This window comes from Tersicoccus sp. Bi-70 (assembly GCF_001968825.1).
Classification (GTDB): Bacteria; Actinomycetota; Actinomycetes; order Actinomycetales; family Micrococcaceae; genus Tersicoccus.
The window spans coordinates 211,048-224,662 of sequence record NZ_MIEU01000014.1 but is presented as its reverse complement, the minus strand read 5'-3'; the positions used below and the strand labels follow the sequence as shown (position 1 = coordinate 224,662).

General features: G+C 73.1%; 14 protein-coding genes and 1 tRNA gene. 7 read left to right on the top strand and 8 right to left on the bottom strand.

The annotated features are described in order from the left end of the window. The 5 genes from BGP79_RS12185 to BGP79_RS12165 all read right to left on the bottom strand — a co-directional run bounded on the left by BGP79_RS12185 (nucleotide 1) and on the right by BGP79_RS12165 (nucleotide 4,975). Nucleotides 1-1,020, bottom strand: coding sequence for an inorganic phosphate transporter (locus BGP79_RS12185; protein WP_076695863.1), 1,020 nt, complete (start codon nucleotides 1,018-1,020; stop codon nucleotides 1-3). 2 nt (nucleotides 1,021-1,022) lie between these two features. Beyond that, complete coding sequence (locus BGP79_RS16640; protein WP_076696077.1) at nucleotides 1,023-1,640, bottom strand: hypothetical protein; 618 nt, start codon at nucleotides 1,638-1,640, stop codon at nucleotides 1,023-1,025. 278 nt (nucleotides 1,641-1,918) lie between these two features. Further along, nucleotides 1,919-3,394 carry a tetraspanin family protein gene (locus BGP79_RS12175; RefSeq protein WP_076695861.1) on the bottom strand — a complete coding sequence of 492 codons (1,476 nt, stop codon included), beginning with the start codon at nucleotides 3,392-3,394 and terminating at the stop codon, nucleotides 1,919-1,921. A gap of 87 nt (nucleotides 3,395-3,481) precedes the next feature. Then, the gene (locus tag BGP79_RS12170) at nucleotides 3,482-4,129 is read right to left on the bottom strand and encodes a hypothetical protein (RefSeq protein ID WP_076695859.1); all 648 of its coding nucleotides are present in this window, start codon (nucleotides 4,127-4,129) and stop codon (nucleotides 3,482-3,484) included. 54 nt (nucleotides 4,130-4,183) lie between these two features. Then, nucleotides 4,184-4,975 carry a carbon-nitrogen hydrolase family protein gene (locus tag BGP79_RS12165; protein ID WP_076695857.1) on the bottom strand — a complete coding sequence of 264 codons (792 nt, stop codon included), beginning with the start codon at nucleotides 4,973-4,975 and terminating at the stop codon, nucleotides 4,184-4,186. Between the two features lie 35 nt (nucleotides 4,976-5,010). On the opposite strand from BGP79_RS12165, the gene BGP79_RS12160 reads away from it, so the two are divergent. Further along, a complete protein-coding gene (locus BGP79_RS12160; RefSeq protein WP_076695855.1) occupies nucleotides 5,011-5,658 on the top strand; it encodes a GntR family transcriptional regulator in 648 nt (215 codons plus the stop codon). A 78-nt stretch (nucleotides 5,659-5,736) separates the two neighbouring features. Here BGP79_RS12160 and BGP79_RS12155 read toward each other — a convergent pair whose 3' ends face one another. Then, nucleotides 5,737-7,092, bottom strand: a complete 1,356-nt coding sequence (locus BGP79_RS12155) for an MFS transporter (RefSeq protein WP_076695853.1) — start codon at nucleotides 7,090-7,092, stop codon at nucleotides 5,737-5,739. 148 nt (nucleotides 7,093-7,240) lie between these two features. Here BGP79_RS12155 and BGP79_RS12150 point away from each other — a divergent pair, with 148 nt between their 5' ends. From BGP79_RS12150 to BGP79_RS12125, 6 genes are all read left to right on the top strand, one after another. Further along, nucleotides 7,241-7,918 (top strand): DUF2848 domain-containing protein, encoded by a 678-nt coding sequence (locus BGP79_RS12150; RefSeq protein ID WP_076695852.1) that lies wholly within the window; start codon nucleotides 7,241-7,243, stop codon nucleotides 7,916-7,918. Between the two features lie 59 nt (nucleotides 7,919-7,977). Continuing rightward, a complete protein-coding gene (locus BGP79_RS12145) occupies nucleotides 7,978-8,727 on the top strand; it encodes a LamB/YcsF family protein (protein ID WP_076695850.1) in 750 nt (249 codons plus the stop codon). Nucleotides 8,728-8,804: 77 nt separating this feature from the next. Beyond that, nucleotides 8,805-10,514, top strand: a complete 1,710-nt coding sequence (locus tag BGP79_RS12140; RefSeq protein ID WP_076695848.1) for a 5-oxoprolinase/urea amidolyase family protein — start codon at nucleotides 8,805-8,807, stop codon at nucleotides 10,512-10,514. Nucleotides 10,515-10,529: 15 nt separating this feature from the next. After that, on the top strand, nucleotides 10,530-10,970 hold the full coding sequence (locus BGP79_RS12135) for a hypothetical protein (protein WP_076695847.1): 441 nt from the start codon (nucleotides 10,530-10,532) through the stop codon (nucleotides 10,968-10,970). A gap of 67 nt (nucleotides 10,971-11,037) precedes the next feature. Beyond that, nucleotides 11,038-11,113, top strand: a tRNA-Lys gene (locus BGP79_RS12130). A 159-nt stretch (nucleotides 11,114-11,272) separates the two neighbouring features. After that, complete coding sequence (locus BGP79_RS12125) at nucleotides 11,273-12,499, top strand: YbfB/YjiJ family MFS transporter (protein ID WP_076696075.1); 1,227 nt, start codon at nucleotides 11,273-11,275, stop codon at nucleotides 12,497-12,499. 10 nt (nucleotides 12,500-12,509) lie between these two features. Here BGP79_RS12125 and BGP79_RS12120 read toward each other — a convergent pair whose 3' ends face one another. Then, nucleotides 12,510-13,265 carry an SDR family NAD(P)-dependent oxidoreductase gene (locus BGP79_RS12120; protein ID WP_076695845.1) on the bottom strand — a complete coding sequence of 252 codons (756 nt, stop codon included), beginning with the start codon at nucleotides 13,263-13,265 and terminating at the stop codon, nucleotides 12,510-12,512. Next, the gene (locus BGP79_RS12115; protein WP_076695843.1) at nucleotides 13,262-13,603 is read right to left on the bottom strand and encodes a metal-sensitive transcriptional regulator; all 342 of its coding nucleotides are present in this window, start codon (nucleotides 13,601-13,603) and stop codon (nucleotides 13,262-13,264) included. Before BGP79_RS12115 ends, BGP79_RS12120 begins: the two co-directional genes overlap by 4 nt. Nucleotides 13,604-13,615: the final 12 nt, after the last annotated feature.

Below are 13,615 nucleotides of genomic sequence, written 5' to 3'. Positions count from 1 at the left end.
TCAGCGCGCCAGGCCCACGAGCGGGTCGATCGCCAGGCACAGCACGCCGCCGAGCAGCAGGCACGCCGGCACGGTGAGCACCCAGATGCCGACGATGCGGGTGGCCAGTGGCCGGTTGATCGCCACGAACCGGTGGTTGGCCGCGGTACCGAGCAGCCCGGCCGCCACGGTCTGACTGCTCGAGACGGGCACGTCCAGGACGGTCGTCCCACCGAACATGAGCGCGGCGCTGATCCACTGCGTGACCATGGCCCGCAGCGGGTCGATGCGCACCAGGCGGTACCCGAGGGTGTGGGTGATGCGCCAGCCCCCGGTGAGGCAGCCCGCCGCCCCGATCAGGGCCACCGCCGCGACGACGGCGCCGACCGGGCCGCCGTCCCGGTCCGCCACGCCGGCGGTGATCAGGGCGGCGGTCATCACCGTGATCGAGCGCAGCCCGGTCTGCATGCCGTGACCGAGGGCGACGACGGCGGATCCGACGGCCAGGGCCGCGCGGTTGCGGGCGGAGAGGAAGTGGACCTCCGCGTTGCGGTCGAGATAGCCGAACAGGGCGACGGCGGCGAAGCTGAGCACGAAGGCCACGACCGGGGTCGCGAGCAGCGGCAGGGCGACCGCGAGCCAGAACTGACCGTCCACCCCGTCGAGCGCCTCGTGGCCGAGCAGCACGGTGGCCACGGACGCCCCCACCAGCCCCGAGACGAGCGCGTGCGTCGTGGATGAGGGCAGCGACCACCAGTACGTCAGCAGGCCCCAGCAGCACGCGGCGAGCACGCCGCACAACAGCACGCCCAGATTGAACGGGCCGTCCGGCAGGATCAGCCAGTCGGCGACGGTCGAGCCGAGGGCGGTGCCGGCCACGCAGCCGAAGGCGTTGAAGACGGCCGCCACCAGGACGGCGATCGAGGGGCTGAGCGCGTGCGTGCGGACGGCCGTCGCGATCGAGTTGGAGACGTCGTGGAAGCCGGCGATGAACACGAGGGCCCCACTCACCACGAGGGTGATGACGAGCAGCAGCGACACCTCTAGGTTTCCCGCACGATGATCTGCCCGACGTCGCTGGCCATGTCCCGCAGCCGCCGGGTGGTCTCGACCAGCTGGTCGGCGAGGAAGCGGTGCCGTTCGAAGCCGGTCTGCGTGTGCTCGGCGAGCAGCTCGGCCAGGTGCTTGCGGTGGGTGCTCTCCGCCCGGCGCGAGAGCCGGTGCACCTCGATCCAGTAGTCCTCCAGCTCGTCCAGGGTGGTGAGCCGGCGCATCGCCCGGGTGGTGCTGTCGACCTGCTGGCTGATCACCTCGAGCTGCTCCGCGGGGCGCCGGGACAGGCCGGTCAACCGGTGCAGCTCGATCAGGTGGCCCGCGGCGTCCAGGCTCGTCATCACGCCGGTGATGTGGACGGCGAGCGCGTAGAGGTCCTCGCGGGGCAGCGGCGAGATCAGGCTCGTCCGCATCCGGGTGAGCAGCGCGAACTGCAGGTTGGCCGTGGTCGCGTCGAGCTCGTGGAGGGAGGCGGAGAGCCGGCCGGCGTCCTGCACGGACGCCCCGAGCAGTTCACCGAGGATGCGGACCGCTTCGCCCAGCTGCTGCGCCATCTCGGTGAGCAGCTCGATCCCCTCGTTCTGCTGGGGGAACAACGTGAAGCGCACGGGCTCACTGTAACCGGCCTGCGTGAACACCGGCGGCGACGCCGTCGCCGGTCCTCTTCACGTGGTCCGGTCGCGGAGGTCCCGGCCGTGCTCCGGGCAGAGAGGTGGCGCCGAACCGGGAGCGCCTCTCGGCGTAAGGCCGCTCGAAGCGGCTATATGTTGGAGCCCGGGGCTGCCACGGTTCGACGCCGTGCCTCAGTCAACTCCTCGACGTCGGGCCCTGTCAAACACCACCGGGAGCGCCTTGGCCGGGGCTCGCGAAACCGCAGGTCAGCGGCTCAATACCAATCGGCGGACCGCTCGGGTTCCCGGCCCAGCGACAGGCCGGCGAAGGACGCCACGAGCAGGCTGAGGCCCGCCAGCAGCGCCGCGAGCGGCGCTGTCGCGGTGACGTCGCGCTGCACGACGCCGAACACGCCCGCGGGCAGCACGGTCGAACCGGCGAGGAAGAGGAAGCCGGCCGCGAGGGCGACGACGAGGACCAGCACGCCGGCGACCACCATGCCGCCGGGCGCCCGCGACGTGCACGCCACCCCGATGGCCATCAGCACGATGCCGAGGACGAGGGAGAGCGGCCGGGTGACCTCGGCCGAGGGCCAGCCCGCCTGGGCGAACGAGCGGAGCAGGTTCTCCTGGGTCCCGAGGCAGAACAGCGCCAGCCCGGGGAGGAAGCAGATGGTCGAGAACAGGCCGAGGAAGAACGAGCTGACGGGGCCGGCCAGGTCCTCGGCGCGGCGACGGGTGGAGAAGGCGACACCGATCAGGAACAGCAGGACGCCGGCCAGCGCCGTCTCCGGGCGCACGAACGCCTCCGCCATCGGGCCCGGCACCGACCACGACGTCAGCTGGCCGCGGACCAGCGCGGCGGCGTCGCCGCTGAACAGGGCGACCAGAGCCGGCAGGCCGATCAGCGAGCCCATCAGGGGTGCCGTGGAACTGGTGCGACCGGCGATGAGCACGACCGCCACACACAGCACGCCGGCGCCGAAGCCCAGCACCGCGAGCAGGCCCCCGCCCAGCGGGGCGCCGGCGCGGACCGAGGGCGCGGCGGCGGTCCCGTTCATGCCGAGCAGCAGGGCGGCGATCACGGCGAGCAGCAGACCCAGCACCAGCAGGCCCAGCTTCGCGCCGATGCTCGCCCGGTACGGGTCGCGTGCGCTGACGAATGCCCGGTCGTCGACGCGGTCGTCCCGGTCGAGGCGGTCGGATCGCAGGGCAGCCGCGCGACCGCGCCGGCCCCGGCCGTTCTGGTCGTCCTGGTCATCGGGATACCGGTCGTCCGGATCCGCGTCCTGGTCGTCCTCGCCCCAGGCGGCTCGCTCGCTGCTGATCGGCTGCGGGGCCGTCGTCTCCCGCTCGTCCCGGCGTGACGGCGCCTCGGCCCGGTCGAACGCCTCGGTGCGGTCGCCGACCGGCTCGCGGGTGCCCGCGGATCCGCGACCGGTGGACGCGATCGGCCGGGTGGGCGTCTCGTCCACGCCCTCGTCGCCGCCGTCGTCCTCGGAGACGTACAGGTCGGATTCGTACCAGTTGCTGTAGTCCGGGCCGTCGCTTCTGCGGCTCTTGCCGGAGCGGTTCAGCGGCGTGGTCGGGTTCACCTGGGTGGGGGCTCCGCCGTCGAGGTCGGGCCGGTCGATGGCCTGCGTCCGGTCCCACGACGACGTGGCGATCGGCTCGGTCGGCGACGTGGACGATCCGCGCGTCCTGCGGGCGCCGGTGGTCTCGTCGGGCTGGTCCTCTGGCCGGATCTGCATGCGTTCCAGCCTATCGGCGTGGGGTGGACGACGCCGGTCCGGCGACCCGCCGGCGACCACCGTCCGGGTGGGTCGGCCCGGACGAGATCAGTCCAGGTGGCCGCGGCGCCAGGCCTCCGCCGATGCCTCCAGGTCCTCCGCCGTCTTGATCAGCCGGTGCGAGCGCCGGGTGAGCTCGGTGGCGTAGTCGGGCTTGCTGGTCTCCGCGTCGTCGGCGAAGTTCGCCTGCCCGAGGGCGACCACCCGGCAGAAGGCGGCGCTGCGCTCGAGGGCGACGTCGAACTCCCCGTCGAAGGCGCCGGAGAGGATCGCGTCCGCCATCTCCCGCATCTCGACCGCCCCGGGCGGCTCGGCCACCCCGGCGACCACGTTGGCGACCTGCGCCTTCGCCTGACCGGACTTGAAGAACTCGGCGATCCGCTGCGGGTCACGCTGCGCGGAGGCCCGGATCGCGTACAGCCGCCAGAGGGCACCGGGCAGCGAGCGGGCGGGGCTCTCCGCCCACATCTCGGCGATCGCCTCCAGCCCCTGCTTGTCGGCGAGCTTGACCAGCCGGCGGGTCACCTCGGGGTCCTCGGACGCGCGGCCGTGGCGGACGAGAGCGCGGGCGGCCAGGTGCGCCGCCTCGGAGATCCGGACGGGATCCGCGCCCCCCTCGTACGACTCGAATCCCGCGGGATCCATCTGCACGGGGCGGTGCGGTCGGGGTGCTGAAGAGCTGGGCTTCTCGCTCATGCCCGTCAGGATACTCCCGGCCCGCCGGACGAACCCGACGCCCGGAGCACCCGGTCAGAGCCGGGCGTTGGCCAGGACCGGCAGCGTGCGGCGGGTCTGCGCGACGACGTCGGGATCGACGTCCACGACGAGCAGATCGGCCTGACCCTCGAGGACGGCGACGGGGAAGCCCAGCGGATCGATCAGTGCGCTGTGGCCGACGCCGGTCGGGGCGCCGTCCTTGACCGGGACGCCCGTGACCTGCGGGTCGGCCTGGCCCGCCGCCGCGACGTACGCGGTCGCGTCCAGGGCGCGGGCCCGCACCAGCAGGTCCCACTGCTCGGTCTTGGACGGGCCGGCGCCCCAGGACGCGCAGACGGCGATCACCTGGGCGCCCTCGTTCGCGAGCCGGGTGAACAGCGCCGGGAAGCGCACGTCGTAGCAGGTGGCCAGGCCCACGGTCACGCCGTCGACCGTGAACGTCACCGGCGCGTCCCCGGCGTCGACGGTGTCCGACTCCGCGAACCCGAACGCGTCGAAGAGGTGGATCTTGTCGTAGTGCGCGTCCACGCCGGGGCCGGTGGCGAGCAGGGTGTTGCGCACCTTCCCGTCCGCGCCCGGGGTGAACATGCCGACGACGACCGTGACGTCGTGCTCGGCGGCGATCTGCCGCACCGCGGTCGCCCACGGCCCGTCGACCGGCTCGGCGATGTCCGTCAGGCGGTGCCCGAAGGCGCGCATCGTCGCCTCGGGGAAGACGACGAGGCGTGCTCCCTCGGCCGCCGCCCGGGCGGTGTACTCGCGGACCAGCGCGAGGTTCTCCTCGAGATCGGGTCCGCTGGTGATCTGGGCCAGTGCTGTACGCATCGAGACGTGTCCTCCTCGTGTTGTATACATAAGGTATGCGAGATGGTGCCCCTGCGGCCACGTCCGGTCGGGAACGTGCCTACGCGTACCTGCGCGACGAGGTCCTCTCCGACCCCGCCCGGCAGGGCACCTTCCTGAACGAGACCGAACTGGCCGCGTCCATCGGCGTCTCCCGCACGCCCGTGCGTGAGGCGCTCCTGCTGCTCGTCGCGGACGGGCTGGTCGAGATGATCCCGCAGCGCGGCGCCCGCGTGCCGGTGATCGGCCGGCAGCAGATCCACGACCTCATGCAGGTGCGCGCCATGCTCGAGTGCCAGTCCGCGCTGAGCACCATGCACGCCGACACCGCGCCGGTCGCCGCCATGGACGAGGTGCTCGCCGCGCAGGAGTCCCTGGCCGACGGCGGGGACGAGCGGGCGTTCATCGACCTGGACCGCGCCTTCCACCAGTCGCTGATCGACGCCGTCGGCAACGGGCTGCTCTCGGCCACCTACGCCCGACTGCGCTCCCGTCAGATCGTGATCGGCGTGGAGGCCCTCTTCCGGTCCCCGGAGCGGCAGCGCCAGGTGGTCGCCGAGCACCGGGCGATCCTGGCGGCTCTCGCGGCGGGCGACGACGAGGCGGCGACCGCCGCGATCACCGAGCACCTGCGGGTCACCGAACGCGTGTTGCTCGGCGGCTGAGGACCAGCCGCCGAGCAACACGCGCGGATCACGAGCGACGGCGTCGGCCACTCGCCAGGGCCGGGGTCGCGGCGGGACTCACAGGCTGGGGGAGTTCTGGTGATCGGCCGCGTACTGGCGCAGGTACTGGTCGTCCTCGTCGTGATTCGCCGGCCGACCCATCGCCAGGCCGATCAGGGTGAGCACGCACGCCACTGCCACGTAGAGCGCGACCGGCCACCACACGGCGCCGTTCGACGAGACGAGCGTGAACATCAGGGGCGCCACCGCCCCGCCGAACACGCCGGCGATCGTGTAGGCGAGCGAGGCGCCGGTGTAGCGCAGCCGCGGGTGGAACTGCTCGATCACGTACGCGGCCTGCGGGCCGTACATGAACGAGTGGAACGTCAGCCCGATGATGAGAGCGACGATGAGCAGCCCCTGGGCGCCGGGTTGGAGGATGACGAAGAACAGGAAGCTGAAGACGGCGGTGCCGGCGGCGGCCACGGCGTACAGCGCCCGCCGCGAGACCCGGTCCGAGAGCCAGCCGGCCAGCGGGATCGTCACCAGCTGGAACGCCGAGCCGACCAGCACGGCCACGAGGGCCGCGTTGCGGGACAGGTTCAGGTGCTGCACCGCGTACGTCAGGCTGAACACCGTCAGCAGCGCGTAGAGCACGTCGGGCCCGAGCCGGGAGAGGATGCCGGAGATCAGCGGCCGCAGCTGGGTGGCGAAGACCTCCCGCACGGGCGACTCGGAGCGGTCGCCGCGGGACTCGAGCGCCTTGAACACGGGGGTGTCCTCGAGCTTGAGCCGGATCCACAGACCGAACGCGACCAGCAGGGCGGAGAGCAGGAACGCCACGCGCCAGCCCCACTCGAGGAACGCGTCGGACGGGAGGGACGCCGTGAGCACGGCCAGCGCGCCGTTGGCGAGCAGGTTGCCGGCCGGGGGGCCGATCTGCGCGGCGGACGCCCAGAAGCCGCGCCGCTTCGGGTCGCCGAACTCGCTGGAGAGCAGGACGGCGCCGCCCCACTCGCCGCCCACGCCCACGCCCTGCGCGAAGCGCAGCACCACGAGCAGCAGGGCGGCGGTGCCGCCGATGTCGACATAGGTCGGCAGCACGCCGATCAGGAAGGTCGAGATGCCGATCAGCAGGAGGGTGATGACGAGGACGCGCTTGCGGCCGATGATGTCACCGAGCCGGCCGAACACCACCCCGCCGACGGGCCGGGAGACGTAGCCGACGGCGTACGTGCTGAAGGCCAGCAGCGTCGACGTGAACTGGTCCGTCGACGGGAAGAACAGGATGGGGAAGACCAGGGCGGAGGCGGCGGAGTAGACGGCGAAGTCGTACCACTCCAGCGATGTGCCGGTGAGGCTGGCGACGAACGCCTTGTACAGGCCTCGGCGGTCGATGGCCTCGTCGGGGGAGACCGGGCGGTCGGGGGTCATGGATTCTCCTCGGTAACGGTGCGCGGGGAATGACGTGTTGTATACATTAGGCATACAGCGACGTGCTGACCAGACCTGCGGCGGCGTCGTCGCGAGACTTGACCTCCCTGTTGCACACCGACACACCGCCGACACATGAGGAGCCCCGATGACCACCCTGACCTTCGCCCTTCCCGACGGCACCACCGAGACCGTTGCCGTGACCCGCCTGCTCAACGCCGGGTACGCCGGCCGCGACCAGGCCGAGGTGCGGGCTCACATCGAGGAGCTGGCCGAGCTCGGCGTGCCCGGGCCGGACACCATCCCGACCATGTACCCCATCGCTCCCTACCTCGCCCAGCAGACCGACGTCGTCCAGGTCCAGCACGCGAAGACCTCCGGCGAGGCCGAGTGGGCGCTGATCATCACCGAGTCCGGCGTCCTGCTCACCGCGGCCTGCGACCACACCGACCGCAACCTCGAGGTGCACGGCGTCGCGTGGAGCAAGAACGCCTCCCCGGACGTCATCGCCACCGACGCGTGGCGGCTGGACGACGTCCGCGACCACCTCGACGCGCTAACCCTCAAGGCGTGGGTGGGGGAGGACCGGGCGCTCATCCAGGACGGCACGCTCGGCGCGCTGCTCGACCCGGACCACTGGCTCGGTGTGCTCGCCGAGCGGGGCCTGGACACGCCGGGCACCGTGCTGATCTCCGGCACCATCACGATGAAGCAGGGCGTCGACCAGTTCGCCGACCGCTGGGAGGTCGAGATCGGCGATCCGACCACCGGGGCCACCATCGGCCTCGCCTACGCCGTCGAGCCGCTGCCCGAGCCGATCGGCTGACGCGCGCCGGTCGTGTGCTCATAATGAGGGACGACCGGCCACCCTCGTCAGGAGGTGCGATGGACCTGAACTGCGATCTCGGCGAGTCCTTCGGCGCGTGGACGATGGGGGACGACGAGGCGATGTTCTCGCTCGTCACCAGCGTCAACGTCGCCTGCGGCTTCCATGCCGGGGACCCGATGACCATGCTGCGGTCCTGCCGCCTCGCCGGCGAGCACGGCGTCACGGTGGGGGCGCACGTCGCCTACCGGGACCTGGCCGGTTTCGGGCGGCGCCGGATGGACGTCGCCCCCGACGAGCTGACCGCGGACGTGCTCTACCAGCTGGCCGCCCTGGACGGGATCGCCCGCGCGACCGGGACCGCCGTCCGCTACGTCAAGCCGCACGGCGCGCTCTACAACACGATCGCCGTTGACGAGTCCCAGGCCCGCGCGGTGGTGGCCGGCGTCCGTCTGGCCGACCCCGCCCTGCCGATCCTCGGGCTGCCGGCCTCGGTGATCGAGGCGGTCTGCGCCGAGGAGAGGCACCCGTTCGTGCGCGAGGCCTTCGTGGACCGCGCGTACACGCCCGGCGGTGCTCTGGTCTCCCGCCGGGAGGAGGGCGCCGTGCTGCACGACGTCGAGGAGATCGCCGAGCGCGCCGTCGTGATGGCGCGCGACGGGCACGTGACCGCCGTGGACGGCACCGTCACCGAGGTCCGGCCCCGTTCCCTGTGCGTGCACGGCGACACCCCGGGCGCGGTCGCGATGGCCGACGCCGTCCGGAAGGCGCTGACCGGTGCCGGCATCGAACTGGGGGCGTTCGCATGAGTGGGACCCGTCCGTCGGCGCTCTCGTCCACCCCGTCGTCGGCTCCGGCCTCGGCAGCACCCTCGTCGGATCCCTCCGTGCGGGTACTGCCCGACGGCGACCGGGCCCTGCTGGTCGAGCTCGCCGACAATGCCGCCGTACTCCGCCTGCGCGCCCGCTTGCAGGCGCGCCGACCCGACGCCGTCGTGGACCTCGTTCCGGCCGCCCGGACCCTGCTCGTCATCGTCGCGACCCCGGCCGACCTGCCCGGGGCCCGCACGTGGCTCGCCGGCGTCCTCGGATCGGCGGGTCCTGAGGTGGACGTGTCCGCGACCACCGACGCGGGCCGCGAGATCAGCGTTCCCGTGCGTTACGACGGGCCCGACCTGGCCGACGTCGCCGCCGAGCTCGGCGTCGACGTCGACGAGGTGATCGCCCGGCACACCGGCACCGTGTGGCGCGTGGGGTTCATGGGCTTCGCACCCGGCTTCGGATACCTGCTGCCGGCGGATGCCGCCGGGTCCCCCGATGCCGAGTCCGCCTCCGGGGGTCACGGTCTGACCGTCCGGCGGCTGCCCACCCCGCGGACGCGCGTGCGGCCGGGCTCCGTCGCGCTCGCCGACGGCTTCAGCGCCGTCTACCCGGCGGCCTCGCCCGGCGGATGGCGGCTGATCGGCAGCACGGACCACCCGATGTGGGACGCCGGTGCGCAGCCGCCCGCCGCCGTCGGGCCCGGCGACACGGTGCGCTTCGTGGTGGCCGCCGCCGCCACCAGCACTGATACCGCGACCGCCACCGAGGCACCGATCGGACCGCTTGCCGGCGCCTCGCCGGTCACGCGTGCCACCGCCGCAGGACGGGCCGGCGCCGCGGTGCGGAAGCTCACCGTGCTGCAGGCCGGCCCGCAGACGCTCATCCAGGACGCCGGACGCGCGGGGCAGGCCGACCTCGGTGTCAGCCCGGCCGGCGCGCTGGACCGGCACGCCGCCGCCGTGGCCACCGCCCTGGTCGGCAACGACCCCGGCACCCCGCTGCTCGAGGTGCTCCAGGGCGGCCTGCAGCTGCGCGCCCACGCGGAACTGCTGTGCGCGGTCACCGGAGCGGACGGCCCGGTGCGCGTCAACGCCGAGCCGGTCTCGGCCAACCGGTCGCTGACGATCCCCGCGGGCGGGCTGCTCGACATCGGCCCCGCGGTCACCGGCATGCGCTACTACCTGGCCTTCCAGGGCGGCATCGAGGCGACGCCCGTGCTCGGCTCGGCCAGCGCCGATCTGCTCTCCGGTCTCGGGCCGAGGCCGCTGGCCACCGGCGACGAACTGGCCGTCGGCCGGACCCGGCTCACGCTCGCCCGGCCGAGGCGCCCGCTCCGGCCGCGGCCGGCGGAGGAGGGCGACGCCGTCGTCCGCGTGCGGCCCGGTCCCCGGCGGGACTGGTTCGACGACGCGGCGTGGCAGGCACTGATGGACGAACGCTGGACGGTGACCGGCGACTCGAACCGGGTCGGGACCCGGCTCGACGGACCGGCCCTGACCCGGGTGCGCGAGGACGAGCTGCCGAGCGAGGGCATGGTCACCGGGTCGCTCCAGGTGCCTCCATCCGGGCTGCCGACGATCTTCCTGGCCGACCACCCCGTCACCGGCGGCTACCCCGTCATCGCCGTCGTCGTCGACGCGGACCTCGACGTCCTGGCCCAGCTGCGGCCCGGCCAGGGGCTGCGGTTCACCGACGGCGCGCTGCGGGTCGGGGCCGGGCTGCAGGGTTCGGTCAACCGGATCGAGCGGGCCGTCGGCTCGCTGTTCCGCCGCTGACGGAGGCCCACCGCGATGATTCCCACCGAGCTGGCCCGGGCGCTGCGCACCGCGGGACTGCGCTGGACCCCGGAGCCGGGGGACCGGTTCGTCCTGGACCCGGAGCAGTCCCGGCTGGTGCCGGACGAGGACCGCAAGGACGTCTACACGGTCAGCGACATGACCATCGAGGCGCACGAGTACCCGACCGGCACCATCCTCGGCTTCAACGGCACCACCGAGTGGGCGCTGGACTCGGTGGACCTGCAGGACGCACTGTGGCTCCCGGCCGAGGGCCAGCTGCGGGACCTGCTGCGGGACGGATTCCGGTCGTTGACGGCCGACGAGGACGGGCGGTTCACCGTCCGCGCCCGGTTGCGTGGCGAGGACCGCGCCTTCACCGGTGCCACCGCCTCCGAGGCCTACGGGGAAGCGCTGCTCGCGCTGCTCCTGCTGGCGGTCGCACCGCCGGACTGACGGTCGCTGCACCTGCCGATGATGCCGTCGTCATGCGCTACCGTGGAGGCAGCCCGCTCGCGGGCAGGGGCCTCTAGCTCAGTTGGCAGAGCATCGGACTTTTAATCCGCGGGTCGTGGGTTCGAGCCCCACGGGGCCCACCACCTCGACGGTCGAACCGAACACCCCATCACCGTGACGGCCGGTCGACGTCCCGAGCCGAACCGCTCACGGTCGGCAGGTGCCGACGTGGCCGGCGGCGTGACCTCTCCCTGTCGAACCGTTGCCGTGCCCGGATGATCGGGTTCACGGAGAAAGAGGCGATGGCCATCCCGGTGGAAGAACGCAGCACGCAGCCCGGCTGGTCGGTCGCCCTCCGGACGGCCGCCGTGCTGGCCGCGGCGATGGGGGTGGGCCGCTTCGTCTTCACGCCGATCCTGCCGCTCATGGAGGCGCAGGCCGGGTTGTCCCCGCAGCAGGCGAGCCTGCTGGCGACGGGCAATTACCTCGGCTACCTCGTCGGGGCGGTCCTCGGGATCCTCGTGCCGACCGTCAGCCGCTCCCGCCCGGCCCTCCAGATCAGCGGCGTCGTCCTGGTGGTCACCCTGGCCGTCATGCCCCTCGTGCACGATGTCGCCACCTGGGTGGCGTTGCGTGGGATCGCCGGCGTCGCGAGCGCGGTGGTGTTCATGGTGGCCGGCAACACGATCCTCACGCAGCTCGCCCGCTCGGCGGCGCACCTGGTCGGGTGGGCCTACGGCGGCGTGGGCGCCGGGATCGCCCTGTCCGGGATCCTCGTCGCGATCGTGCAGCAGGTGGGGGACTGGCAGACGGCCTGGTGGTCGGCGGCGGCCCTGACCGTCGTTCTGCTCGCCATCGGCTGGCCCGTCGGTGAGGTCGGCCGGCGTCGGGCCGTCCCGGCGGCACAGGCAGGCCGGCAGGAGCGCCATCTCGGGCTGTTCGGTCTGCTCAGCGCGTCCTACGTCCTCGAGGGGGCGGGGTACATCATCGCCGGCACCTTCCTCGTCGCCGCCGTGCACGCCACCGCGCCGGGCTGGCTCAGCGCCGGCGTGTGGATCATCGTCGGGCTCGCGTCGCTGCCCTCGAGCGCCCTCTGGTCCCGGCTGAGCTCCCGCGCCTCCCGGCCCACGCTGATCGCGGGCGCACTGCTGCTCCAGGCGATCGGCATCGCGCTGCCGGCCCTCTCGGAGAGCCCGGCCGCCGCGATCGCGTCCGCGGTGCTGTTCGGCGCCACCTTCATCGGCGTCACGACGCTGTCCCTCGCGACGGGCCGGCAGCTCGGGGTGTCCAGCGCGGTGGCGATCCTCACCGCCGGCTACGGCGTCGGCCAGGTGGCGGGCCCGTTGATCGTCGCGCCGCTGCTCGGCAGCGGTTACCGGACGGCGCTGCTCGTGGGCGCCGGCATCGTCCTCGCCGCCGCCGTCGCGGCCGGACTCATGCGGCTTCGCTTCCCGCTCCCGGGCCGGGCCGGGACGTCCACGCCGATCCCGTCCACACCGACCCCGTCCACACCGTCGTCGTCGGCCTGAGCGGCCGGCGTCACCAGGGGGCGCGCGTCCCGTCCCAGGACCACAGGGCGCCGGTCGGGCCCGAGTCCGGCAGCAGCGCGAGCCGGACGGCTCCGGTCGCGGCCTCCGCCGGGTCGCCGCCCGCCGTCATCCCCGGGATCAGGTTCGTGGTGCGCAGGCCGGGCGCGAGCGCGTTGACCTTGAAACGCTCGCCGAGGGACTGCGACGTCAGCAGCGTCACCGCGTTGACCGCGGTCTTCGAGGACCGGTAGGCGAGGCCGCCGCCACGCACGCGCTCCCAGTCGAACTGCGGGTTGGGCCCGCTGTTCCAGGTCAGGGAGCCGGTGCCGCTGGAGATGTTGACGATGCGCGGGTGGGCCGAGCGTTCCAGGGCGGGCAGGAACGCCTGCGTGACGGTGATCAGGCCGAAGACGTTGGTCTCGTAGGCGAGCCGGAGCTGGTCGAGCGACGTCGACGCGAGGTCATCGCCGCCGGGGTTGACGCCCGCGTTGTTCACGAGCACGTCCAGGTCGCCGACGGTCGCGGCCGCCCGCGCGACGGACTCCGGATCGACGACGTCGAGCTGCACCGCGCGGGCGCCGCGGCCGAGCCGCTCGGCGGCGTCGACGCCGCGCACCTCGTCTCGGGCGGCGACCCACACGGTCAGGCCGCGGTCGAGCAGCTGGTCGGCGATCTGATAGCCGATGCCGCTGTTCGCCCCGGTGACGAGGGCGATGCCGTCGTGCGGCCCGTCGGCCAGCTCAGGGAGGACGTCCTGCTCGGTCATGACTTCACGAGCCGCGCGATGGCGTCGGACGCTTCCTTGATCTTCTGCTCGGCGTCCGGACCGCCGGCCTTCGCCGCGTCCACGACGCAGTGCTTGAGGTGGTCGTCGAGCAGGCCCAGGGCGACATTCTCCAGGGCACTGGTCAGGGCGCTGATCTGGGTGAGGATGTCGATGCAGTAGGTGTCCTCGTCGATCATCCGGTGGATGCCGCGCGCCTGGCCCTCGATGCGCTTGAGGCGCGCGAGGTACCGGTCCTTGTCACTGATGTAGCCGTGGACGGGGCTCGACGGCGCTGTCGACGCCGATGCGGTCGACGGAGTCTCGGACGTGGTGGCCATGGTGGTGGCTTC

Coding starts and splice junctions, on each gene's coding strand:
- BGP79_RS12175 (WP_076695861.1), bottom strand. CDS start 3,394: ATGCAGATCCGGCCAGAGGACCAGCCCGACGAGACCACCGGCGCCCGC.
- BGP79_RS12170 (WP_076695859.1), bottom strand. CDS start 4,129: ATGAGCGAGAAGCCCAGCTCTTCAGCACCCCGACCGCACCGCCCCGTG.
- BGP79_RS12165 (WP_076695857.1), bottom strand. CDS start 4,975: ATGCGTACAGCACTGGCCCAGATCACCAGCGGACCCGATCTCGAGGAG.
- BGP79_RS12160 (WP_076695855.1), top strand. CDS start 5,011: ATGCGAGATGGTGCCCCTGCGGCCACGTCCGGTCGGGAACGTGCCTAC.
- BGP79_RS12155 (WP_076695853.1), bottom strand. CDS start 7,092: ATGACCCCCGACCGCCCGGTCTCCCCCGACGAGGCCATCGACCGCCGA.
- BGP79_RS12150 (WP_076695852.1), top strand. CDS start 7,241: ATGACCACCCTGACCTTCGCCCTTCCCGACGGCACCACCGAGACCGTT.
- BGP79_RS12145 (WP_076695850.1), top strand. CDS start 7,978: ATGGACCTGAACTGCGATCTCGGCGAGTCCTTCGGCGCGTGGACGATG.
- BGP79_RS12135 (WP_076695847.1), top strand. CDS start 10,530: ATGATTCCCACCGAGCTGGCCCGGGCGCTGCGCACCGCGGGACTGCGC.
- BGP79_RS12125 (WP_076696075.1), top strand. CDS start 11,273: ATGGCCATCCCGGTGGAAGAACGCAGCACGCAGCCCGGCTGGTCGGTC.
- BGP79_RS12120 (WP_076695845.1), bottom strand. CDS start 13,265: ATGACCGAGCAGGACGTCCTCCCTGAGCTGGCCGACGGGCCGCACGAC.
- BGP79_RS12115 (WP_076695843.1), bottom strand. CDS start 13,603: ATGGCCACCACGTCCGAGACTCCGTCGACCGCATCGGCGTCGACAGCG.